The 21,929-nt window shown below is 63.2% G+C and carries 19 protein-coding genes and 1 pseudogene; 13 read left to right on the forward strand and 7 right to left on the reverse strand.

Annotation, left to right across the window (positions count from 1 at the left end; all coding sequences use genetic code 11):
• The first annotated feature begins 25 nt into the window (after positions 1 to 25).
• The 4 genes and pseudogenes from AC0L16_RS22735 (at position 26) to AC0L16_RS22750 (ending at position 1,989) form a co-directional block, all read left to right on the forward strand.
• Positions 26 to 823: a hypothetical protein gene (locus AC0L16_RS22735; RefSeq protein ID WP_473623385.1), complete on the forward strand. Its 798-nt coding sequence runs from the start codon at positions 26 to 28 to the stop codon at positions 821 to 823.
• 249 nt (positions 824 to 1,072) lie between these two features.
• Positions 1,073 to 1,243, forward strand: a pseudogene (locus AC0L16_RS22740) (site-specific integrase); the annotation flags it as partial.
• Between the two features lie 17 nt (positions 1,244 to 1,260).
• Positions 1,261 to 1,515, forward strand: coding sequence for a hypothetical protein (locus AC0L16_RS22745; protein ID WP_473623386.1), 255 nt, complete (start codon positions 1,261 to 1,263; stop codon positions 1,513 to 1,515).
• Positions 1,516 to 1,548: 33 nt separating this feature from the next.
• Positions 1,549 to 1,989 (forward strand): hypothetical protein, encoded by a 441-nt coding sequence (locus tag AC0L16_RS22750; RefSeq protein WP_077376668.1) that lies wholly within the window; start codon positions 1,549 to 1,551, stop codon positions 1,987 to 1,989.
• Between the two features lie 424 nt (positions 1,990 to 2,413).
• Here the strand turns inward: AC0L16_RS22750 and AC0L16_RS22755 are convergent, their stop codons facing one another.
• The gene (locus AC0L16_RS22755; RefSeq protein WP_473623388.1) at positions 2,414 to 2,623 is read right to left on the reverse strand and encodes a hypothetical protein; all 210 of its coding nucleotides are present in this window, start codon (positions 2,621 to 2,623) and stop codon (positions 2,414 to 2,416) included.
• A 137-nt stretch (positions 2,624 to 2,760) separates the two neighbouring features.
• Between AC0L16_RS22755 and AC0L16_RS22760 the strand changes: the two genes are divergently transcribed.
• Positions 2,761 to 3,102, forward strand: a complete 342-nt coding sequence (locus AC0L16_RS22760; protein WP_077376752.1) for a hypothetical protein — start codon at positions 2,761 to 2,763, stop codon at positions 3,100 to 3,102.
• A gap of 175 nt (positions 3,103 to 3,277) precedes the next feature.
• Here AC0L16_RS22760 and ggt read toward each other — a convergent pair whose 3' ends face one another.
• The 3 genes from ggt to AC0L16_RS22775 all read right to left on the reverse strand — a co-directional run bounded on the left by ggt (position 3,278) and on the right by AC0L16_RS22775 (position 8,836).
• Positions 3,278 to 5,011 carry a gamma-glutamyltransferase gene (gene ggt / locus AC0L16_RS22765; RefSeq protein ID WP_473623389.1) on the reverse strand — a complete coding sequence of 578 codons (1,734 nt, stop codon included), beginning with the start codon at positions 5,009 to 5,011 and terminating at the stop codon, positions 3,278 to 3,280.
• A gap of 252 nt (positions 5,012 to 5,263) precedes the next feature.
• Positions 5,264 to 6,556: an L-rhamnose catabolism isomerase gene (gene rhaI, locus AC0L16_RS22770; RefSeq protein WP_473623391.1), complete on the reverse strand. Its 1,293-nt coding sequence runs from the start codon at positions 6,554 to 6,556 to the stop codon at positions 5,264 to 5,266.
• Positions 6,557 to 6,733: 177 nt separating this feature from the next.
• Positions 6,734 to 8,836: a bifunctional rhamnulose-1-phosphate aldolase/short-chain dehydrogenase gene (locus AC0L16_RS22775; RefSeq protein ID WP_473623392.1), complete on the reverse strand. Its 2,103-nt coding sequence runs from the start codon at positions 8,834 to 8,836 to the stop codon at positions 6,734 to 6,736.
• A 193-nt stretch (positions 8,837 to 9,029) separates the two neighbouring features.
• Here AC0L16_RS22775 and AC0L16_RS22780 point away from each other — a divergent pair, with 193 nt between their 5' ends.
• The 7 genes from AC0L16_RS22780 to AC0L16_RS22810 all read left to right on the forward strand — a co-directional run bounded on the left by AC0L16_RS22780 (position 9,030) and on the right by AC0L16_RS22810 (position 16,163).
• On the forward strand, positions 9,030 to 9,839 hold the full coding sequence (locus AC0L16_RS22780; RefSeq protein WP_473623393.1) for a DeoR/GlpR family DNA-binding transcription regulator: 810 nt from the start codon (positions 9,030 to 9,032) through the stop codon (positions 9,837 to 9,839).
• 46 nt (positions 9,840 to 9,885) lie between these two features.
• Positions 9,886 to 10,881, forward strand: coding sequence for a rhamnose ABC transporter substrate-binding protein (gene rhaS / locus AC0L16_RS22785; RefSeq protein WP_254019031.1), 996 nt, complete (start codon positions 9,886 to 9,888; stop codon positions 10,879 to 10,881).
• An 84-nt stretch (positions 10,882 to 10,965) separates the two neighbouring features.
• Positions 10,966 to 12,507, forward strand: a complete 1,542-nt coding sequence (locus tag AC0L16_RS22790; RefSeq protein ID WP_473623395.1) for a sugar ABC transporter ATP-binding protein — start codon at positions 10,966 to 10,968, stop codon at positions 12,505 to 12,507.
• Positions 12,504 to 13,481, forward strand: a complete 978-nt coding sequence (locus AC0L16_RS22795; protein WP_292404639.1) for an ABC transporter permease — start codon at positions 12,504 to 12,506, stop codon at positions 13,479 to 13,481. The genes AC0L16_RS22790 and AC0L16_RS22795 overlap by 4 nt, the downstream gene beginning before the upstream one ends.
• The gene (locus tag AC0L16_RS22800) at positions 13,478 to 14,479 is read left to right on the forward strand and encodes an ABC transporter permease (RefSeq protein ID WP_473623397.1); all 1,002 of its coding nucleotides are present in this window, start codon (positions 13,478 to 13,480) and stop codon (positions 14,477 to 14,479) included. Before AC0L16_RS22795 ends, AC0L16_RS22800 begins: the two co-directional genes overlap by 4 nt.
• Complete coding sequence (gene rhaM / locus AC0L16_RS22805) at positions 14,479 to 14,796, forward strand: L-rhamnose mutarotase (RefSeq protein ID WP_473623398.1); 318 nt, start codon at positions 14,479 to 14,481, stop codon at positions 14,794 to 14,796. The genes AC0L16_RS22800 and rhaM overlap by 1 nt, the downstream gene beginning before the upstream one ends.
• On the forward strand, positions 14,793 to 16,163 hold the full coding sequence (locus AC0L16_RS22810) for an FGGY-family carbohydrate kinase (RefSeq protein WP_473623399.1): 1,371 nt from the start codon (positions 14,793 to 14,795) through the stop codon (positions 16,161 to 16,163). Before rhaM ends, AC0L16_RS22810 begins: the two co-directional genes overlap by 4 nt.
• Here the strand turns inward: AC0L16_RS22810 and AC0L16_RS22815 are convergent, their stop codons facing one another.
• The 3 genes from AC0L16_RS22815 to galE form a co-directional block, all read right to left on the reverse strand.
• Positions 16,164 to 17,990 carry an alanine racemase gene (locus AC0L16_RS22815; protein ID WP_473623400.1) on the reverse strand — a complete coding sequence of 609 codons (1,827 nt, stop codon included), beginning with the start codon at positions 17,988 to 17,990 and terminating at the stop codon, positions 16,164 to 16,166.
• A 3-nt stretch (positions 17,991 to 17,993) separates the two neighbouring features.
• Complete coding sequence (locus AC0L16_RS22820; RefSeq protein WP_473623401.1) at positions 17,994 to 19,244, reverse strand: D-amino acid dehydrogenase; 1,251 nt, start codon at positions 19,242 to 19,244, stop codon at positions 17,994 to 17,996.
• Positions 19,245 to 19,357: 113 nt separating this feature from the next.
• Positions 19,358 to 20,353 (reverse strand): UDP-glucose 4-epimerase GalE, encoded by a 996-nt coding sequence (gene galE, locus AC0L16_RS22825; protein WP_473623403.1) that lies wholly within the window; start codon positions 20,351 to 20,353, stop codon positions 19,358 to 19,360.
• Between the two features lie 276 nt (positions 20,354 to 20,629).
• Between galE and hemA the strand changes: the two genes are divergently transcribed.
• Positions 20,630 to 21,907, forward strand: coding sequence for a 5-aminolevulinate synthase (gene hemA / locus AC0L16_RS22830; protein ID WP_077376755.1), 1,278 nt, complete (start codon positions 20,630 to 20,632; stop codon positions 21,905 to 21,907).
• The last annotated feature ends 22 nt before the right edge of the window (positions 21,908 to 21,929 follow it).

A 21,929-nucleotide genomic window follows, 5' to 3' on the forward strand; every position in this document is an offset into this window, starting at 1 on the left:
AAAGACGCTTTTCGCCGCGTTTGCCGTGTTCGCGCTTCTGGCATCTCCGGCGCTCGGTGCAGGCGGTAACGGCCATGGTGGCGGTAATGGCCATGGTGGCGGCAATGGTAACGGCGGCGGCAATGGTAACGGCGGCGGCGGTAACGGCGGCGGCGGCAACGGCAATGCTGGCGGCAATTCCGGCAATAGCGGTTCGCAGGGCAAGTCGGCGACAGCCAAGGGGCAGGTGGCCAAGGCCGAAAAAGAGACTGTTGCAAGCGTTGACGACACTGAGCAGACCGTCTCTGTGTCCAAGGAAAAGAATATCCGTGCCAAGCTCGGCCGGTTGAATTCGCTGCAGCGCAACGTCAACGCCTATATGAACTCCAAGAGCAAGAAGTTCGCTGCCGTACAGGCCTTTGCGGTGGCGTCCGCGAACGCCCAGAACGCACAGGCCGCGGTTGACAAGGCGGCCGCGGCGGCGGTCGATGCTCAGGCCCAATTGGATGCCCTGAACGCGCAGCTCGACACGTTGAATGGGCTTACGCCTGACCAGATTGCAGCCATGACGCCCGAGGAACAGGCGGCCCTGCCGGGACAGATCGCGGATCTGGAAGCGCAGGTCGCGGCCCAGGAAGCCACGGTCTCGGATGCCGAAGCAGCGGCTGCCGCGGCCCAGACGGCTGCCGACCAGGCCGCTGTCGGCACCGACGATGCATCGCTCGACGCGGCACTGGCCGACATGGCCAACAAGCCCGTCGACGCCGAGGTCACGGACTGGGCCAAGGGTGTGCTTGCCGACAAGATCGACCAGGTGGCCGCCGAGCAGGCTCCGGCGCCGTAAAGCCGATCGCGGCTGAAACGACCCAGTCGAACGACCAAACCGCCGGGTTTCGCCCGGCGGCTTTTTTCGACGGCACGACGGAAGAGAGGCGCGCTGTCCCGCCAGCGCCAAAAGGTTCCTGTGGGCGTCACCTGCCCTGTGGTCGGCGTCACCCCGCACTGAGGGCTATTGGCGTCATCGGCCGACGTGCTGCCGTCCGGCGGCGTTGCCAGTAGCGAAATAGGCCTCGCCCGGATCGGACAACGGCGCTGCATCAATCGCGTTGCCGATGGTGGCCTGGGGCCTGCCACCCAAAAATGGTTCAGGAACGGCTCGGCCATTCCTCTATCATGATGACAATGGTCGTCTACGGGCAACTTGTTCCCGCGCGGCGATGATGCCGAGGAACTGGCTGCGGCCGAACGGGCACTTTCGGCCTGACGCGACATGAACGCGACATGGAGCTAAAAAGCTCAACGATTTCAATCATCGACAGCAGACTGAAAATTCCGCATGTCGGTGGCTCGAATCCACTTCAAGGTCACCTGGCAATTTCAGCAGCTTATGCCATGGCCGCCGACTTTGCTAATCAATTGGCAGGGATCGGCGTCGGTGTCACGGCATGCCGCGCAGCGTTCTCCCCCCGGCGAAACATCTTTGCTCGCATCGGGCGGATGTCGGATTTGATTTGCTTGGTGATCCCCTATCCTTAGGGCAAACTGCCCGCTGGGGCTCCAGGAGGCGAAATGAGAGCACGCGCAGCAACGGTTGGAGATCTGGAAGCTCTTTTCCGTGATCTGTCCAAGCGGATATCGGACGAATACGCCGCGGCCGGCAAGGACAGCAAGATCGCCTACGACAATCTGATGATGAACTTGAAAGAGGGCCGTGCTCACGCGCTTGTCCAGGGCGAAAAGACCGTGGCGATCATCGCGTGGCACGAGAATAGCGACGCTGCCGATACGCTGTTCGCCGCACAGGAGGATTTCTTCAGTGCCGCGACAGTTCGCTTCTGCAAGCGGCACATTCGCCATATCCAGGCGCTCGCAGGCAACCTCCCCATTCACTCGCGCAGCTGGCTCCATAGACCGGACGTCGCAAAATGGTTCCGGATAATCGGCTATGTCGAGCGGGGCCAGGAGAATGGCGCCAAACTGTTCGAACTGCCGCCGGCTCCCGCCGCCTAAGAAATGCTGCCTCAACAGGTCCCACTTTCGGGTCCAATGCTCTAGCCAAAAAAGGCCCGCCGCTCCATTTGCGAAGCGGCGAGGCCCGATATTCGGGAACAACTTCCGGGCCGTTGCCCCGGCATTGCTTACCGTGCAATTCAGGTGCCAGACGGTTTTGATCAATAATGGGACACCGCACCGGGAAAGCGCGAACCATCTTCCGCGATCACACCACTGCCATAACGCGCCATTCCTGCTATGTTTGCTCGCGGCGGACCTGATTTCCGCTTGGCCGGCGCCCATCAGGCAATCTACCCCAACGCCCCCCCAACGTGGCGCCGGCCACTCTCCACCACCGACAATCTTCGCCACCGGCCCTATCTTGGCCACCGACCCAATCTTGGCCACCGGCCACTCTTCGCCACCGGCACGTCACGCGCGGTCAGGCCGAAGCCAGCGACAGCGGTTCTGCTCCAGAGCGGCGGACTTTCAGGTCAAAACGCCCCGACTGGCGATTCCAGTCCGACAGATCGCCTGGAACGGCAGCACGATCCGACCTGAAGCGCGTCGCGTTCGACCGGGCGACGCGCTTCAGGTTGTTGTTTTTTTGCATGTCGTCACCGCAAAACCGCTGCACACTTTTGCGCGACATGCATTAAATCCAAAAAGACGGTAGCAAGCCGCGGCCAGAAAGTGTTGAAGACCGTGCCGATCACATTGAAGGCGTCGCGATCCGGTTGCACTCGGCAAGGCTTGATGATTTGTTGCCGCTTCAAGGAGAATGAATAGATGCATGAGCCTGCCGGTCAAGACGAATATGGGTCGGCCAGCCCCTTCGACCCGGACGACCTGACGACGTTGAACGTGATGGGTCCGGGTGTGGCCAGCAACGATTTCGAGAAATACGCGGTCGCCGTGATCATCGTGTTCGGCGCTCTCATCATTGGCGGCTTGATGGCCGCAACCCTGGCCTTGGGGCACCGCAACGGCTTCCTGTACGCGCTTGGCGGCGCCACCGCGGCGTGGATATCGGGAAATGCGCTCCTGCTCGATCGGCCGCGTATCTATGCCTTGTTCGTCGGCATCGCGGCGGTGATGCTGATTGCGTCGACCATAACGCTGGTCATCTGACGGGCCTGCCGATATTCAGCCGGCCTGCGAATGGCGGTCTCCTGCGCTCCCGGTACTCGCGTACCGAAAGTACGCTCCGTTCCGGTTCTCGGAACCACGCAGTCTGGTCGCTTCGCACCCGTCTTCGACTCCGGCTCGGCCTGACCTGAATTCAGCAGACCCGGGGCGCACGAATCTAATATCCGACAGCCTCGCCGGACGCGGCGCGGCTGTCGATGGCGCCATTGTAGCGGGCGCCGCCTCCCTTTTCGATCTCGGCCAGGCTCTTGCCGCCGACCAGGATACCGGCCGCCTGACCCCAGGTCGCATCGGCGACATCGAGGTGGTAGCCCATCCCGGCAAGCAGTTTTTCGGTATCGGGCGACAGGCCGAACGGTTCGACATAGACTGTGTCGGGCAGCCATTGGTGATGGATGCGCGGCGCGTCGATCGCCTCCTGGATGTTCATGCCGTGATCGACGACATTGACGATCGCTTCCAGCGTGATGGTGATTATGCGCGATCCGCCGGGGCTGCCGATGACCATGAACGGCTTGCCGTCTTTGGCGACGATGGTCGGGCTCATCGACGACAGCGGCGTCTTCCTCGGGGCGATCGCATTGGCCTCGCCCTGGACCAGGCCGTAGAGATTGGGCACGCCCGGTTTCTGGGTGAAATCGTCCATCTCGTTGTTGAGCAGGATGCCGGTGCCGCCGGCGACGACGGCGGCGCCGAACGAGCCGTTCAGCGTATAGGTCACCGCGACGGCGTTGCCGTCATTGTCGACGATCGAATAATGCGTCGTCTCCTGGCTCTCGCCAAAACCCTTCGGCATCAAATCCTGCGACACGCCGGCCCGGAACGGATCGATCTTTTCGCGGATTTCTTTCGCATAATTCTTGTCGAGCAGCTTTTCGACCGGATTGTCGACGAAGTCGGGATCGCCGAGCGCCGAGTTGCGGTCGACATAGGCGTGGCGCATCGCCTCGACCATGACCCGGACGGTTTCAGCAGAACCCGCACCGAGATAGGACAGCGGATAACCTTCCAGCACGTTGAGGATCTCGCAGATGATGACGCCGCCCGAACTCGGCGGCGGCGACGAGGTGATTTCATAGCCGCGGTAGTTGCAGGTCACCGGTTTTAGCTCACGGACCGCGTAGGTCTCGAAATCCGCCTTGGCCAGAATGCCGCCCTTCACCGCGCTCGCCTTGACGATGCCGTCGGCGATCGGTCCTTTGTAGAAGGCATCGCGACCTCGCTCCGAAATCGCTGAGAGCGAGGCGGCGAGATCGGCCTGAACAAGCCGCTCGCCAATGGCATAAGGCTTGCCGTCCGGCTTCAGGAAGATGGCGGCCGCGGCCGGGTCCTTGGCCAGCCGCTCGGCGCCGCGTTCGAGCGAGGCGACGTCGCCCTGCTCCAGCACAAAACCGTCCATGGCATAGCGGATGGCCGACGCCATCAAGTCCTGCCGCGTCAGCGTGCCGTATTTTTCCCGTGCGGTCTCGAAGCCAGCCACCGAGCCCGGCACGCCGACAGCGAGATAGCCGTCGAGGCTGGCGCCTTTGATCGGCTTGCCGTCCTTGTCGAGATACATGGTCTTCGTCGAGGCGAGCGGCGCGCGCTCGCGGAAATCGAGGAATGTCGAGCGGCCGTCCTTGAAGCGGATGGTCATGAAGCCGCCACCGCCGATATTGCCGGCGTTTGGATAGACCACAGCCAGTGCGTAGCCGACGGCGACCGCGGCATCGACGGCGTTGCCACCCTTCTTCAGCACCTCGACGCCGACTTCAGACGCCAGATGCTGGGCGGTCACCACCATGCCATGCTCGCCCTTCGCCGGCTGCGGCGAGGCGGCCAATGCGGCCGCCAGCGGCGCAAAGGTCAAGGTGAGGGAAAGACTGAGTGCGATTAGGGTGCGGCGGTGCATGGCCGTTCTCCGAGGCGTGGGATGCGCCTAGAAGAAACTGTTGGAGGGGGCGAGTCCATGGCAATAGAACGGAAAGGGATTGGTGCAGCCCTCACCGGCCGCTTCGCAAAGCCGCCGTTGCACTCTTCGGCGTTACATCTCAGCGTCGCAGCGTTGATGGCAAGCCCCATGCCGGCAACTATGCTACTAATTCTAACACAATACTGAATCGCACCGCGACCGCCTCAGCCGGTTTTTCGTTTCAGGCCGACATCAAACAATCCCGCCGCCGCCGCTCGCGATCGCAGGCCGTTCCGCCGCAACCTTGGCCCGATAGCCGGCGGCGCGATAGGTGGCGACCGGATCGATGGCGCCGCCCGTGTTCAGCCGCGCCATGGCGAGGATCGGCTCGACATCGGTGCGATAGGCGGCTTTCAGCGTCTGCGTCGCCATCAGCGCATCATTGGCGTCCTGATAGGCCTCCAGCGCCTTGCGGTCGACCAGCAGCGCCTGCGCATAGGCGCGCTGGACCTCGACCGCCGACAGCATCAGGCTTTCGATCGGGTCGGTGACGTTGTGGCTCTGGTCGAGCATGTGAGCCGGAGCAAAACCTTCGGCACCGGAAAGCTCGGCATCGACCAATTCGTTGAAGACGAGGAACAGCCGGTAGGGATCGATCGAGCCGGCGTCGAGATCGTCGTCGCCATATTTCGAATCGTTGAAATGGAAGCCGCCGAGCTTCTTGAACTGGATCAGCCGCGACACGATCATCTCGATGTTGACGTTGGGCGCGTGATGGCCGAGGTCGACCAGGCAGAACGCCTTATCGCCGAGCTCTTTGGCGATGATGTAGTTGGTGCCCCAATCCTGCACGACCGTGGAATAGAAGGCCGGCTCGTACATCTTGTGCTCGGTGAACAGCTTCCAGTCGTCCGGCAGTCCGGCGTAGATCACCTTCATCGCGTCGAGATAACGCTCGAACGCCTTGGCGAAATTGACCTGGCCGGGGAAATTCGAGCCGTCGCCGATCCACACCGTCAGCGCCTTCGAGCCCAGCGTCTTGCCGATCTCGATGCATTCGAGATTATGTTCGACCGCCTGCCGGCGCGTTGCGGCATCGGCATGCGACAGCGAGCCGAATTTGTAGGAAAGTTTTTGGTCCCTGGCGTCGGAGAACGTGTTCGAATTCATGGCGTCGAAGCCGAGGCCGAAGCGGGAGGCCGCCTGCTTCAGCCGGTTCGGGTCGGCCTTGTCCCACGGAATGTGCAGCGAGACGGTCGGCGTCGCCTGCGTCAACTGCCGGATGACGGCGCAGTCCTCGATCTTGTCAAAAATATCGCGCGGCTCGCCAGCGCCTGGAAAGCGGGCAAAGCGGGTGCCGCCGGTGCCGACGCCCCAGGACGGGATCGCCACGGCGAATTTTTCGACCTTGTCGCGGATAGCGTCGATGGCGATGCCGCGACGGTCGAGGCGCTCGCCGAGCGAGTCGTAGTCGCGCTTGAGGTCGGCCGCGCGCGCGAGATTGTCCTTGTCGACGATGTCGGCGGAGATGATGGTTTCGGACATGGTGGTTTCCTCCCAATTTGCTTTGGTCGGCGCTGCCCCTCACCCTTACCCTCTGCCCGTAAAGAACGGGGAGAGGGGCATCACCGGCCATGGAGCGCTTCCCTTCTCCCCGTCACTACACGGTGAGAAGGTGCCGGCAGGCGGATGAGGGGCAGCGCAACCCTCAAAGACGGTCGCTTATCGCGCAAAACTCTGGGCGTTGCCGGCGTCGACATTGACGATGTTACCGGTCGACTTGGCCGACATGTCGGAGGCGAAGAAATAGATCGCCTCGGCGATGTCTTCGGGGAACACCGAACGCTTCAGCATCGAGCGCGAACGGTAGTGCTCCTCGAGGTCGTCAGTCGACATCTTGTAAGCGGCGGCGCGCTGTTCCTTCCACTCGCCGGTCCAGATTTTCGAGCCGCGCAGCACGGCGTCGGGATTGACGACATTGACCCTGATCTGGGCTTCCGCGCCCTCCAGCGCCAGGCAGCGCGCCAGATGAATTTCGGCGGCCTTGGCGGTGCAATAGGCGGCGGCATTGGGCGAGGCCGCAAGCCCGTTCTTGGAGGCGACGAAGACGACATTGCCGCCTATCTTCTGCGCCCGGAACAGCCGGAATGCTTCGCGCGAAGCGAGGAAATAGCCGGTCGACAAGATGTCCATGTTCTTGTTCCACAGCGCCAGCGTCGTCTCCTCGATCGGCGCCGAGGTTGCCAGTCCGGCATTCGACACCAGAATGTCGATGCCGCCGAACTCGACCGCCGTTTCGGCGAAACCGGAGACCACCTGGTCTTCTGACGTGACGTCGATCACCACCGGCCGCACGAAATCCTTGCCATAGGCCTTGGCCAACTCGTCATTGGCGCTGGCAAGGGCGGTCTCGTCGATGTCGGCCAGCACCACGCAGGCGCCTTCGCGCAGCAGCCGGTTGGCCGTCGCCCGGCCGATGCCGCCGGCGCCGCCGGTGACCAGCGCGATCTGGCCAGCAAGCGATTTCGGCTTGGGCAGGCGCTGCAGCTTTGCCTCTTCGAGCAGCCAGTATTCGATGTCGAAGGCTTCCTGCTCGGGCAGGCCGACATAGGTCGACACTGTCGAGGCGCCGCGCATGACATTGATGGCGTTGACGTAGAATTCGCCCGAGATGCGCGCCGTCGCCTTGTCGCCGGCGAAGGTGAACATGCCGACGCCGGGCATCAGATAGACCACGGCATTCGGATCACGCACCGGTGGCGAATCCGCATGCTTGCACCTGTCATAATAGGCCTGGTAGCCAACGCGATACCCGGCCAAATCGTCGGCGAGGCGGGCGATGACGGCGTCGACATCGGGATTTTTGGGATCGAATTCGATGACCAGCGGCCGGATCTTGGTGCGCAGGAAATGATCCGGGCACGAGGTGCCGAGCGCGGCCAGCGGGCGCAAATCCTTCGAATTGACGAATTCGAGCACGGCGGGCGAATCGTCGAAATGGCCAAGCTTGTGGCTTTTCTCCGAAATCAGGCCGCGGATCCTCGGCATCAGTCTTGCCGCAATGGCGCGACGCGCCGGTGCGTCGAGCGATTTTACAACTTCGCCGCCGAAAATCGGTTTGCCTTCAGACTTGCGTTCGAACCATTCGATCGCCTGGTTGATCACCGAGATCGTCGTCTCGTAGCATTCCCGAGGGCTGTCACCCCAGGTGAACAGGCCATGGCTTGCCAGCACGACGCCCTTGGCCTCGGGGTTCTCAACACAGAATTTTTCCAGCCACAGGCCGAGTTCGAAGCCCGGGCGTTTCCATGGCAGCCAGCCGATCGCGTCGCCGAAGATCTCCCTGGTCAGCGCCTGCGAATCCTTGGCGGCGGCAATGGCGATGACGGCGTCGGGATGCATGTGGTCGACATACGGCTTCGGCACGAAGGCGTGCAGCGGCGTGTCGATCGAGGCCGCGCGCGGGTTAAGATTGAAGGTGCAATGGGGCAGATAGCCGACCATCTCGTCCTCATGCTCGAGGCCGCGATAGAGACCCTTCAGCGCGCGCAACTTGTCCATGTAGAGCGTGGCGAAACCGTCTGTTTTAATCGAGGCGCTGTCGCCGCCCGAGCCCTTCACCCACAGCACTTCCACGCTTTCGCCGGTGAGCGGATCCTGTTGCCAGATCTTGGAAGAGGTGTTGCCGCCGCCATAGTTGGTGACGCGCTTGTCGGAGCCAAGAACATTCGAGCGATAGACGAGACGTTCCGGCTCGCTCATTGCCAAGGCTTTCGCCTCATCCCAAAGATTGGCGAGGCGCGTGCCGGAGCGCTTGTCAAGCATAGGTAGTCCTCCCGTGACGTGAGACGCGCAAAACGGCGCGGTCCCTTTGCGTCCGAATTTCTACGCAAGCGGCGGCATTGTCAATCACAAACGATCAAGATTGATCATATTGCACTGCACAATGGAATTATTTGATCGGAAATGATTGACACTGCGCGTTTTGAGTGCCTAGATGTGCTGGCAGGGAGGAACCATGCACGAGAAAGAGCGCCACAGGATCATTTTGTCCGCCGTCCAGGAAAAGCCTGTGGTGACGGTGCAGGAGATGGTCGACCTGACGGATTCATCCGAGGCGACGATCCGGCGCGACATCGCCGCATTGCATGTGCAAAAGCGCCTGCGCCGCGTGCGTGGCGGCGCCGAGGCGATCACCCCGCCGCAATTCATCGGCCTTGCCGGCCGGCCTTTTTCCGTCAACGAGACGATCAACGCTGCGCAGAAGCGGGCGATCGCGCGGGACGCCGTGGAACTGTGCAAGGACGGCGAGCCGATCATCATCAATGGCGGCACCACCACCTTCCAGATGGTGCATTTCCTGACCGGCCGCCGCATGCCGATCTTCACCAACTCCTTTCCGATCGCCGAGCACCTGCTCAAGCACTCCAAGAACACGGTGATGCTGTCGGGCGGCACCATCTACCGCGAGCAGAACATCATCCTGTCGCCCTTCGACAATGACGTGACGCGCAATTTCTATGCGCGCCGCATGTTCATGGGCGCGCAAGGGCTCGGGCCGCTCGGCCTGATGGAAGGCGATCCGCTGCTGATCCAGGCCGAGCAGAAACTGATCGATCAGGCCGACGAGCTGGTGGTGCTGGTCGATTCGTCGAAGTTCCGCAAACGCTCGAGCCTGATCCTGTGCGGCCTGTCGCGCATCGCCACCGTCATCACCGACGACGGCATCGAGGATCGCGAGGCCAAGATGTTGGAGGCCGCCGGTGTAACGCTGGTCGTCGCCCGCACAACGCCAGGCAATAGGGAAGAATCTTCGCTGCAGGCCTGAGGGTTCGCAGCGGCGATGGAATGCAACGCTCAAGGGAGGATATTCGATGAGCTTTCTGAAGAAATTGATGGTTACGGCGGCATTCTCCGCCGCCATGTTCGTGAATGCGGCCTATGCCGAGAACGTCAAGATCGCACTGGTGGTGAAGTCGCTCGGCAACGGCTTCTTCGATGCCGCCAACAAGGGCGCAGAAGAGGCTGCCAAGGAACTCGGCGGCGTCGATATCATCTACACCGGCCCGACCAAGGCGACCGCCGAAGCGCAGATCGAGGTGATCAATTCGCTTATCGCCCAAAAAGTCGACGCGATCGCCATTTCGGCCAATGACGCCGATGCGCTGGTTCCGGCGCTGAAGAAGGCGATGGATCGCGGCATCACCGTCATCTCGTGGGATTCGGGTGTCGCTCCGGAAGGCCGCCAGCTCCACCTCAACCCCTCGGACACCAACCTGATCGGCGAGACCATCATCAAGCTTGCCGCCGACTATCTGCCGGAAGGCGGCGATGTCGCCATCCTGTCGGCATCGTCGACCGCGACCAACCAGAACGCCTGGATCGACGCGGCCAAGAAGGTGCTGCCGGAGAAATTCCCGAAGATCAACCTCGTCGCCACCGTCTATGGCGATGACGACTCGGCCAAGAGCACGGACGAGGCCAAGGGCCTGCTAAAATCCTATCCGAACCTCAAGGCGATCATCGCACCGACCACGGTCGGCGTCGTCGCCGCCGCCCAGGTGGTGACCGACCAGGGCCTGATCGGCAAGGTCAACGTCACCGGCCTGGCGCTGCCGTCGGAGTTCAAGAAATTCATCGACAACGGCGCCAGCCAGGCGGTTGCACTGTGGAACCCGATCGACCTCGGCTACTCGGCCGTCTACCTCGCCCATGATCTGGCGGTGAAGAAGGAAGAAGCCAAGCCGGGTGCGACGCTGTCGATCGGCCGCGTCGGCAAGGTCACGCTCGACGACACCAACTCGGCCGCGATGGCTCCGCCCTTCAAGTTCGACAAGTCGAACATCGAAGAATTCTCCAAGATCTATTGATCCTGGAGCGCTTCAAGCCGGCGCGGCGGGCTCAGGTTCCGCCGCGTCCTCAAACGGACCTGCTTTTCAGGGCTTGATACGACCATGGACACGACAGCCCAGCTCAACCCGACGACCGAGCAGCCTTTGGCTGTGGCTCCGCGCCTGACCCTGGCCGGCATCTCGAAGAGTTTTCCCGGCGTGCGCGCGCTGCACGACGTCAGCCTGTCGCTCTACCCCGGCCAGGTGACCGCGCTGATCGGCGAGAACGGCGCCGGCAAGTCGACGCTGGTCAAGATCATGACCGGCATCTACCAGCCCGACACAGGCACCATCAGCATCGATGGCCAGGCCGTCACACTGCCCAGCGCGCATGCTGCCTTCGGGCAGGGCATCACCGCCATCCACCAGGAAACCGTGCTGTTCGACGACCTGACGGTGGCCGAGAACATCTTTCTCGGCCATGCGCCGCGATCGCGCTTCGGCACCATCGACTGGCGCACCATGCGCAAGAATGCTCATGAAGTATTGAACACCATGGCTGCCGGCCACATCGACGCCGACGCGCGGCTGAAGGATCTCGGCATCGCCAACAAGCACCTCGTCGCCGTCGCCCGCGCCATGTCGATTGATGCCCAGATCGTGATCATGGACGAGCCGACCGCAGCGCTGTCGCTGAAGGAGATCGAGGAGCTGTTTTTGCTGGTCGAGTTCCTGAAGAGCGAAGGCAAGGCGATCCTGTTCATCAGCCACAAATTCGATGAGATCTATTGCATCGCCGACCGCTATACGGTGTTCCGCGACGGCGAGATGGTCGGCGAAGGCCTGATCAGGGATGCCGGCCAGAGCCAGATCGTGCGCATGATGGTCGGCCGCGCCGTCGATCACATCTTTCCGCAGCGCAAGGCCAAGATCGGCGCGCCGGTGCTCACTGTCTCCGGCCTTTCGCACCCGACCGAGTTTGACGACATCGGCTTCGAGTTGCACAGGGGCGAAATCCTCGGCTTCTACGGCCTTGTCGGCGCCGGGCGCAGCGAGGTCATGCAGGCAATATCAGGCATCACCCGCACCAGCAGCGGCACGATCACGCTGGAAGGCAAGGCGATCGTGCCGAAATCGGCGGCGGATTCGATCGACGCCGGCATCGTCTATGTGCCGGAAGAACGCGGCAGGCAGGGCGTGGTGATCGGCCTGCCGATCTTCCAGAATATCTCGCTGCCCTCGCTCAAGCGCACGTCGAAGTCAGGTGTGTTGCAGCTGGCCGAAGAGTTCGCGCTGGCCCGCTCCTACACCGAGCGGCTCGATTTGCGCGCCGCCTCCCTCAGCCAGGATGTCGGCACGCTGTCGGGCGGCAACCAGCAGAAGATCGTCATCGCCAAATGGCTGGCGACCGCGCCCAAGGTGATCATCCTCGACGAGCCGACCAAAGGCATCGACATCGGCTCGAAGGCCGCCGTGCACGGCTTCATGGCTGAGTTGGTCGCGCAAGGGTTGTCGGTGATCATGGTGTCGTCCGAACTGCCCGAGATCCTCGGCATGTCCAACCGGGTCGTCGTCATGCGCGAGGGCCGCATCGCCTCGATCTATGACAACAAGGGGCTCGACGCCGAAACGCTGGTCAAGACGGCAGCAGGGATTGCAGCATGAAGGTTTTTCTCAAATACCGCGAAGTCTGGCTGCTCGCGGCAATCGTCGTGCTGATCGGGCTGATCTCGATGCGCTTTCCGGGCTTTGCCGCCTTCGGCAATCTGCGCCAGGTGTTCAACGACACCTCGATCCTGATGATCCTGGCGCTGGGGCAGATGGTGGTGATCCTGACCCGCTCGATCGACCTGTCGATGGCGTCGAACCTGTGCTTCACCGGCATGGTGGTGGCGATGCTGAACGCAGCACTTCCGGCAATCCCGATCCCGCTGCTGATCGTTATCGCGCTTCTGGTCGGCCTGGTGCTTGGCGCCATCAACGGTTTTCTGGTGTGGCGGCTGAACATTCCCTCGATCGTGGTGACGCTCGGCACGCTCACCATCTATCGCGGCGCCACTTTCGTCATTTCAGGCGGCGCCTGGGTCAATGCCGACCAGATGAGCCCTGATTTCATCGGCCTGCAACGCGCGGCGTTCCTCGGCATTCCGGTTCTGTCGTGGATCGCCATACTGGTCATCGCCTTGTTCTTCCTGTTGATGACGCGCACCGCGCTCGGTCGCTCGATCTATGCCATCGGCGTCAATCCGACCGCATCGGTCTACGCCGGCATCGATGTCGGCCGCACCAAGTTCATCGTCTTCTGCATCTCGGGGATGGCCGCCGGTCTGTGCGGCTATCTCTGGATCTCGCGCTATGTCATCGCCTCGGTCGAGGTCGCCAATGGCTACGAGCTCAACATCATCGCCGCCTGCGTCATCGGCGGCATCTCGATCGCCGGCGGCATCGGCTCGGTCGGCGGCGCGGTGCTCGGCGCGCTGTTCCTCGGCATCATCTCCAACGCGCTGCCGGTCATCAACATCTCGCCGTTCTGGCAGATGGCGATTTCGGGCAGCGCCATCATCCTGGCCGTCGTGCTCAACGCGCGCGGCGAACGCCGGCAAGGCCGCATCATCCTCAAGAAGGCGGAAGCGGCATGACCGACACCCCAGCCCCACGCCACATTCCCGACCGGCTCGACACGCCGCTCAACTCGGCGATCTTCTCATGGGAGGCGCTGCTGGTCGCGGTGGCGGTCGCCATCTTTGCCGTCAACAGCTTCGCCTCGCCCTATTTCCTCGACGCATGGTCGCTGTCGGACCTGACCTTCAACTTCACCGAAAAGGCGCTGATCGCGCTTGCCATGGCGCTGCTGATCATTTCGGGCGAGATCGACCTGTCGGTCGCGGCCATCATTGCGCTGGCCTCGACGGTGATGGGCATGGCGGTGCAGGCCGGCGCTGGCACGCCGGTGCTGGTGGTGATCGGCATTCTGGTCGGGCTCGGCTGCGGCGCCTTCAACGGGCTGCTGGTCACCAGGCTCGGCCTGCCGTCGATCGTCGTCACCATCGGCACGATGAGCCTGTTTCGCGGCATCGCCTTCATCGTCCTCGGCGACCAGGCCTACAAAGGCTATCCCTCCAGCTTCGCCTTCTTCGGCCAGGGTTATGTCTGGTGGGTGGTGTCGTTCGAGCTGACGCTGTTCCTCGTCGCGGCGGTCATCTACTGGTTCCTTCTGCACCGGACGAGCTTTGGCCGCCGCGTCTTCGCCATCGGCAACAACCCGGTTGCGGCGCAGTTTTCCGGCGTGCGCGTCGGCCGCATCAAGTTCATCCTGTTCTGCCTGACCGGCTTGATGGCGGGCATCGCCTCGGTGCTGATCACCTCGCGGCTCGGCTCGACCCGGCCGTCGATCGCGCAAGGCTATGAATTGGAAGTCATCACCATGGTGGTGCTGGGCGGCGTCAGCATCCTGGGCGGCGCCGGCAGCATTCTTGGCGTGGTGCTCGCCGCCTTCATCATGGGGCTGGTGACTTTTGGCTTGGGGCTGCTCAATGTGCCAGGGATCGTCATGTCGATCTTCATCGGCCTGCTGCTGATCATCGTTATCGCGCTGCCGATCGTCTGGCGGCGGCTGCGGCGGGAGCGTTTTACCTGATGGCCGAGAAATGCGCGTTCAAAATGAAGCTCAATCCCGGCATGAAGACCGAATACAAAAGGCGCCATGACGACATCTGGCCGTCGCTAGTCGCACTGCTGAAACAGGCCGGCGTTTCCGATTATTCGATCCACCTCGACGAAGAGACCAACACCTTGTTCGGCGTGCTGTGGCGGCGTGACGGCCATGGCATGGACGAATTGCCGAAGCACAAGGTGATGCAGCGCTGGTGGGCGGAAATGGCCGACATCATGGAGACCAGGCCTGATAACGAGCCGGTGGCGGTGCCGCTCGAAACAATGTTCCATATGAAATGACCCGCCATGTCGCCGTCATCGATATCGGCAAGACCAACGCCAAGGTGGCACTGGTCGATCTCGCCGATCTACGCGAAGTTGCGCTGCGCCGCATGGCGAATGCGCCGGTTGCCGACGGTCCCTACCCGCACCACGATGTCGAGCTGCTGTGGTCGTTCATTCTCGACAGCCTCGCCGAGATCAATCGCGAACACCGCATCGATGCGATATCGATCACCACCCATGGCGCGACGGGCGTGCTGGTGGATGCTGCCGGCGAGCTGGCGCTGCCGGTGCTCGACTATGAATTCACCGGGCCCGACGCCCTTGCCCAGGACTATGACACGATCCGTCCGGCCTTCGCCGAGACGGGCACGCCGCGCCTGCCGGTCGGCCTCAATCTCGGCGCGCAATTCTTCTGGCAGCAGAGGAAGTTTCCGGCGGAGTTCGCCCAGGCCGCCGCGATGCTGATGTACCCGCAATACTGGGCGTTGCGCCTGGCCGGCGTCGCCGCCAACGAAGTGACCTCGCTCGGCTGCCACACCGATCTGTGGAACCCGTGGAAGGCGGATTTTTCGTCGCTGGTCGACAAGATGCAATGGCGCCATCTGATGGCGCCGGTACGGCCGGCGATGGATCGCCTCGGCCCGATCCTGCCCGTGCTTGCGATACGGACCGGGCTTGATCCGCAAACGCCGGTGTTTTGCGGCTTGCACGATTCCAACGCCTCGCTGTTGCCGCATCTCCTTTCCGATACGCCGCCCTTCTCGGTCGTCTCGACCGGCACCTGGGTGGTGTCGATGGCGGTCGGCGGCAACAAGGTCACGCTCGACCCGGCCCGCGACACGCTCGTCAATGTCAATGCACTCGGCAATCCGGTGCCGTCGGCACGCTTCATGGGCGGCCGAGAGTTTTCGCTGCTGACGCAAGGCCAATCGGAAGACTGGACCGAGGCGGATATCGCTACAGTGCTCGCGCGGAAGACGTCCCTGCTGCCTTCGACCCAACAGGGTTCGGGGCCGTTCCCGCATCACAGAGCTGCTCGGCTTGACGCGGACGGCATCAACAACGGCCAGCGCTTTGCCGTCGTCTCTTTCTACCTGGCGCTGATGACCGCGACTTGCCTCGATCTGATCGGCGCCGACGGCCCGACCATCGTCGAGGGCCCGTTCGCCCGCAACCGGCTTTTCACGCGCATGCTCGCTGCAGCCACCGCACGTGCCGTCATCGCGTCGGAGGCCGCAACCGGCACCAGCATCGGCGCCGCCCTGCTGGCGTCGGATCATGGAACGGCCCAGGACAAGGGCGAAAAGATCGAACCGCCGGCCGACCCAGCCTGGGCGGATTATGGACGTTCATGGCGCGCGGCGGTCGACGCAGAGGGCTGATCACAAAATCCGCTTGCCAAAGGCCGACATGACAAAGTTGACGGTGTCTATCGCAATCCGCGGTTCCAAACCTGACGTCAGGCCGGAAACGTCCATCGACAGCAGCCCGCCGGACAACGCGATCGCCTCCATCGCCTGATGCGTTTCGCGCACCGTGATGCCGCCGGAGCCAGCCGCCCAACCGGCGAATTCGGTCACCTCAGGCGAATAGCTGACATGGAAGCCCTGCGTGCCGGAGGTGGCGATGCGGATCGCCTCGTGCATCACGTCGCGCATGCCCATGGCGTCGATGTCGGTCATGGTGAAGGCGCAGACGCGCGAATCCTTCAGCACCCGGGCCTCGGCCGGAGCGGCTTGGCGCAAACCGACAATGACGACATTTTCCGGCGACAGTTGTGGCTGCAGCGCGCCGGGCTTGTGGTCGAGGCCGAGCGCCCGCGCCAGCACCGAACGTTCCGGCAGGTCGATGCCATCTTCGTCCTCGGGCATCAGGGCCGCGATGGAATCGATCCAGATCAGGCCAAACGAGTGCGTCGCCCGCGCCGTCGCCGTCAGCGCCTTGTGGGCGATGCGCCGGTCGCTGCCGGCGGTGAGCCGGACCAGGCCGGACGGCGGCCGCTCGATATCGGCCAATTCGACGACATCGAAATTCATCGCCTCCAGCCGGGCGCCGGTCGCCTCCCGGGCCAGTATACCGGCGGCCCCCGGTTCGGCTGATATCGAGACCATCTTGCGACCGGAAAAATCCTCGACGTCGTGCATCGGGGCCTTTTCGACATATTCCGAGGTCATCGCCTGCAGCATGGCGCCATAGCTCATGCGGAAGGCAACACGGTCGCCGACGGCGGGTGGCGGCTCGGCACCGGTCACGTCGAGCAGCAGATGATCGCTGGAGGCGCCGAGGACGCGCACCCCTTTGGCGATTGGCGTCAAACCTTCGATCAACACATCCTCGCGGCCGATATTGGCGATGGCGCGCAGCCTGTCGCCATCATCGGGAAACACCGGCTGGTTGCCGAAAGCGTCGTAGCCGGATTGGCCGATCGGCCGCGACGGCTTCAGCTTGACCTCGATGATGTCGCTGGTCAGCCGGCAGGCGTCGGGTTCGAGTTCGGCCCACGGCGTCTCGCGGAAGGTCTCGACGCCACCCTGCAGGATCGCCTCGCCGACCCGCAGATTGTTGATGCCGGCGGGCAGCCTGCCTTCGAGCAGCAGCGTCAGCGACGATGACGCGCCGCCCGAGATCCAGTCGAGCCTTGCGCCGGACAGGCGCTCGGTCTTGTAGGCATGGGCGACGAGCTGCCCGAGATTTTCCTGCGTCGGCATGATGGCGCCGAAGCAACCAAGATTGGTGCCGATGCCGGCGATGCGCACGCCCTTGAGCGCCAGGATCTGTTCGACCGTCGGAATGAGGTCGTTCGGCCAGATGCCTTCCCTGAGGTCGCCAAGATCGATCATCAGCATGATGTCGTGGACGCGGCCCATGCGCTCAGCGATGCGCGACAGCTCCTGGATGGTGGCGAGTTCGGATTGCAGGCTGATGTCGACGGTGCGCACCACCTCCTCGACGCGCGCCATCGGCGGGCTGCGCAGCAGCATGATCGGCGCATTGATGCCGCTGTCGCGCAGCCGGCGGATGTTTTCGAAGCGTGATTCGGCGATGCCAGAGACGCCGCCGCGCAGCATGGCGCGCGCCACCTGCGGCATGCCGCAAGTGCCTTTGGTGACGCCGAAGACCTTGATGCCGGACAGGGCGCAGCGGTCGACGATCGTGCGCGCATTGCGCTCGATACGGCCAAGGTCGATGGCGACTTGCGGTCCGGACATGATCTAGCCCTTGTAGACCAGCCCTTGCGGGTCGATCTCCGGCTTGCGGCCGGCGACCATATCGGCAAGGAATTTTCCGGAGCCGCAGGCCATGGTCCAGCCGACATGGCCGTGGCCAGTATCGAGGTAGAGATTCTTGTACCGGGCCTGGCCGATGACTGGCACCGAGTTCGGCATCATCGGCCGCAGACCGGCCCAGAGCTCGGCCTTGTTCTCGTCGAAGGCGCCCGGGAAAAGCTCATTGCCGGTCCTGAACATGGCGGCGAAATCGCTCGGCTTGTGGCTGCGGTCGAAGCCAGTGAATTCGGCGGTCGAAGCAAGCCGCAGCCGGTTGCCGAGCCTGGAATAGCCGATAAGCTGATCCTCGTCGGCGCCGCCCATGGTCGGCCCCTTGCTCTCGTCCTCCAGCGGCACGGTCGCGGTGTAGCCCTTGACCGGATAGACAGGCAGGTCGATGCCGTAGCGGCGGCCGAGCAGGCCGCTCTCCGGCCCCATCGAGATGACCACGGCGTCGCCTGTTATCGGGCCGGCCGACGTCATCACCGCGCGCACCCGATCACCTTCGATGTCGAGGCCTTCGACCATCGTGGCGTAGAGGAATTGGACGCCGAGTTGGTCGGCGGCATAGGCAGCCAGGTTTCGGGTGAATAGGCTGGAGTCGCCGGTCTGGTCGATCGGCGAATAGACGCCGCCGGCTATTCTGTCCCTGGCGCCGGCAAGGCCGGGCTCTAGCTCGACCAGCCGGTCGCGGCCGACGATCTCGATCGGCAGACCGTGCTCGGCGAGATAGCGGTAGTTGTCGGTGCCGGTATCAAAACTCTGCTGCGAGCGGAAGAAATAGAGAATGCCCTTCTTGCGCTCGTCATATTGAATGCCGGTGTCGGCCGAGATGGCGTTGATGCAGTCGCGCGAGTATAGCGCCAGGCGCAGCTTGATGTCGGTGTTGGCGCGCAGTCGCGCATGCGTGCATTGGCGCAGGAAGCGCAGGCTCCAGGCGAAGAAATAGGGATCGAAGCGCAGCCGCACCTTGATGCCGAGATCGTGGTTGTAAAGCGCGCGCAAAAACGTCTTCAGCGCTGCGGGCGAGGCCCAGGCGGTGGCGTCGCCGGGCGACACCAGACCCGCATTCGATTGGCTGGTGCCTCGCGCCGCCATCGGATGGCGCTCGATCACGGTCACCTCGTGGCCGTCGCTCGCCAGATAATAGGCCGCCGCCGTGCCGACGACGCCAGCGCCAAGGACCAATATCTTCATGCCGCCCCCAAAGGATCAGATACGGCCGAAACGCCTCCACGTTTCAGCCGCGCAGCTCCTTCAATAACGCTTCCGCGCTCGATCTACGAGCCCACGGAGGAAAAACCGGGACTTCAGCTCCGCGCCGAATTCTTGCCGGTCAGGATACGCTCCCAGGCCAGCGCGTCGGCGACGATCTGGTTGAGGTCGTCGCGTTGCGGAGTCCAACCGAGCTCGCGGCGCGCCAGCTCCGAATTGGCGACCACCGCCGCCGCGTCGCCCGCACGGCGCTCGCCGATCCGCACGTCGAAATCATGTCCAAAAACGCGGCGCACGCTGTCGATCACCTCGAGCACCGAATAGCCGTGGCTGTAGCCGCAATTGGCGACAAGGCTTGTCCCCCCAGCGCGCAGTCGTTCCAGCGCCAGCCGATGCGCCGCCGCCAGATCGCTGACATGGATATAGTCGCGCATGCAGGTTCCGTCGGGCGTCGGATAGTCGGTGCCGAACACCTGCATGAAGGGCCGCTTGCCGAGCGCCGTCTCGCAGGCGACCTTGATCAGATGGGTGGCGCCTGGCGTCGACTGGCCGGTACGGCCCCTCGGATCGGCGCCGGCGACGTTGAAGTAGCGCAACGCCGTATAGCGCAAGCCGTGGGCGATTGCGCCGTCGCGCAGCATCCATTCGCTCATCAGCTTGGACAGGCCGTAGGGCGATTCCGGTGCAAGGCGCGCATCCTCGCGCACCGGCTCCAGCCCGGCGCCGCCATAGACGGCGGCGGTCGAGGAAAAGATGAAATTGGGCACGCCTTCGCGCACCGCGGTCTCGATCAGCGTGCGCGTCTTGCAGGTATTGTTCTCGTAATAGCCGAGCGGGTCGGCGACCGATTCGGGAACCACGATGGAGCCGGCAAAATGGATGATCGCATCGACATGATTGTCGCGGATGACCCCGCCGACCAGTTCCTTGTCGGCGACATCGCCGACGACAAGTTTTGCCTCCGGCGCCACCGCCCATTCGAAGCCGGTCGAAAGCCGGTCGAGGACGACAACGCTCTCGCCCGCGTCCAGCAGTTCCCAGACCATATGGCTGCCGATATAGCCGGCGCCGCCTGTCACCAAAACCGTCATCCGTGTCCTCGCTGTTCAAGATTTATCGGAAGCTGTCTCAACACCCGCCTTACTGGAAAGCCTGCCACCAGGCCATTAGTACCATCAGTGTCTGCGGTAACCGGTCTCGTCGGCGCATGGCATCGTCCTGAAACAAAATTGATCCACATCAAGGGAATAGGCCATGATCCGTGGTCGTTAGGAACAGGCTTGGGGCGTGGCATTTTGACCAAAAAGGCCAAGTAGACGTCGAATAGGGCAATGATTATGATCCCACGCAAAAATTGGGAAGCCGAAATGAACTATCAGCGGTTCTTCGAAGACGCGATCGACCAGCTCCACGCCGAGCGTCGCTATCGCATCTTCGCCGACCTCGAGCGCATCGTGGGGAACTTTCCACGCGCCATCTGGCGCGCCAACGGCCGCGCCCAGGAAATCACCGTCTGGTGCTCCAACGACTATCTCGGCATGGGCCAGCATCCAGACGTCATCGCCGCGATGCAGAACGCCGCCGGCAAGATGGGATCCGGCGCCGGTGGCACCCGCAATATCTCCGGCACCAGCAATCCGCTGGTCGAGCTCGAACTGGAATTGGCCGACCTGCACGACAAGGAAGCCGCGCTCGTCTTTACCTCCGGCTTCGTCTCCAACGAAGCCTCGATCTCGACCATTGCGCGGCTGCTGCCCAACTGCCTGATCGTCTCGGACGAGCTGAACCACGCCTCGATGATCGAGGGCGTGCGGCGTTCGGGCGCCGAGAAGAAGATCTTCCGCCACAACGACGTTGCGCATCTCGAAAGCCTGCTGCAGGCGGCGGGCCGCGAGCGCGCCAAGCTGATCGTCTTCGAGAGCGTCTATTCGATGGATGGCGACATCGCGCCGATCAAGCAGATCGTCGAACTTGCCGAGCGCTACAACGCCATGACCTATATCGACGAGGTCCACGCCGTCGGCATGTACGGACCGCGCGGCGGCGGCATCACCGAGCGCGAAGGGCTGGCCGACCGTATCGACATCATCGAAGGCACGCTGGCCAAGGCGTTCGGCACGCTCGGCGGCTATATCACCGGCACAAGTGCGGTGATCGATGCCGTGCGCTCCTATGCGCCAGGCTTCATTTTCACCACGGCGCTGCCGCCGGCCATCGCCGCCGCGGCGACCACGTCGATCCGCCATCTCAAGCGCTCGCAGGCCGAACGCGCCGCGCAGCAGCGCCAGGCGACGCGGACCAAGCAGGTTCTTACCGCCGCCGGCCTGCCGGTGATGGACTCCGCTACCCACATCGTGCCGCTGCTCGTCGGCGATCCCGAGCTGTGCAAGATGGCCAGCGACCGCCTGCTCGGCGTCCACGGCATCTATATCCAGCCGATCAACTACCCGACCGTGCCGCGTGGCACTGAGCGGCTGCGCATCACCCCGACGCCGTTCCATTCGGATCAATTGATCGCGGCGCTTCAGGACGCGCTGGTCGAGACCTGGGATGCCCTGGGCATATCTTACGGTTCTGCGGGCCGGCCGGCGGTGAGGGAAAGCGACCGCGTCATTCCGCTGCTGGTGCCTAAGTCGGGCGGCTGAAGCCAAAGGGGCTTCGCGGCAG

It is taken from the genome of Mesorhizobium sp. WSM4848 (assembly GCF_055811375.1).

Bases quoted from the DNA above. Each gene is read 5' to 3' on its own strand.
- AC0L16_RS22815 (WP_473623400.1), bottom strand. From the start codon at position 17,990: ATGTCCGGACCGCAAGTCGCCATCGACCTTGGCCGTATCGAGCGCAAT.
- AC0L16_RS22800 (WP_473623397.1), top strand. From the start codon at position 13,478: ATGACCGACACCCCAGCCCCACGCCACATTCCCGACCGGCTCGACACG.
- AC0L16_RS22745 (WP_473623386.1), top strand. From the start codon at position 1,261: ATGGAGCTAAAAAGCTCAACGATTTCAATCATCGACAGCAGACTGAAA.
- AC0L16_RS22760 (WP_077376752.1), top strand. From the start codon at position 2,761: ATGCATGAGCCTGCCGGTCAAGACGAATATGGGTCGGCCAGCCCCTTC.
- AC0L16_RS22810 (WP_473623399.1), top strand. From the start codon at position 14,793: ATGACCCGCCATGTCGCCGTCATCGATATCGGCAAGACCAACGCCAAG.
- rhaI (WP_473623391.1), bottom strand. From the start codon at position 6,556: ATGTCCGAAACCATCATCTCCGCCGACATCGTCGACAAGGACAATCTC.
- rhaM (WP_473623398.1), top strand. From the start codon at position 14,479: ATGGCCGAGAAATGCGCGTTCAAAATGAAGCTCAATCCCGGCATGAAG.
- AC0L16_RS22780 (WP_473623393.1), top strand. From the start codon at position 9,030: ATGCACGAGAAAGAGCGCCACAGGATCATTTTGTCCGCCGTCCAGGAA.
- rhaS (WP_254019031.1), top strand. From the start codon at position 9,886: ATGAGCTTTCTGAAGAAATTGATGGTTACGGCGGCATTCTCCGCCGCC.
- ggt (WP_473623389.1), bottom strand. From the start codon at position 5,011: ATGCACCGCCGCACCCTAATCGCACTCAGTCTTTCCCTCACCTTGACC.
- AC0L16_RS22755 (WP_473623388.1), bottom strand. From the start codon at position 2,623: ATGTCGCGCAAAAGTGTGCAGCGGTTTTGCGGTGACGACATGCAAAAA.
- AC0L16_RS22750 (WP_077376668.1), top strand. From the start codon at position 1,549: ATGAGAGCACGCGCAGCAACGGTTGGAGATCTGGAAGCTCTTTTCCGT.
- galE (WP_473623403.1), bottom strand. From the start codon at position 20,353: ATGACGGTTTTGGTGACAGGCGGCGCCGGCTATATCGGCAGCCATATG.
- AC0L16_RS22775 (WP_473623392.1), bottom strand. From the start codon at position 8,836: ATGCTTGACAAGCGCTCCGGCACGCGCCTCGCCAATCTTTGGGATGAG.
- AC0L16_RS22795 (WP_292404639.1), top strand. From the start codon at position 12,504: ATGAAGGTTTTTCTCAAATACCGCGAAGTCTGGCTGCTCGCGGCAATC.
- AC0L16_RS22820 (WP_473623401.1), bottom strand. From the start codon at position 19,244: ATGAAGATATTGGTCCTTGGCGCTGGCGTCGTCGGCACGGCGGCGGCC.
- hemA (WP_077376755.1), top strand. From the start codon at position 20,630: ATGAACTATCAGCGGTTCTTCGAAGACGCGATCGACCAGCTCCACGCC.
- AC0L16_RS22790 (WP_473623395.1), top strand. From the start codon at position 10,966: ATGGACACGACAGCCCAGCTCAACCCGACGACCGAGCAGCCTTTGGCT.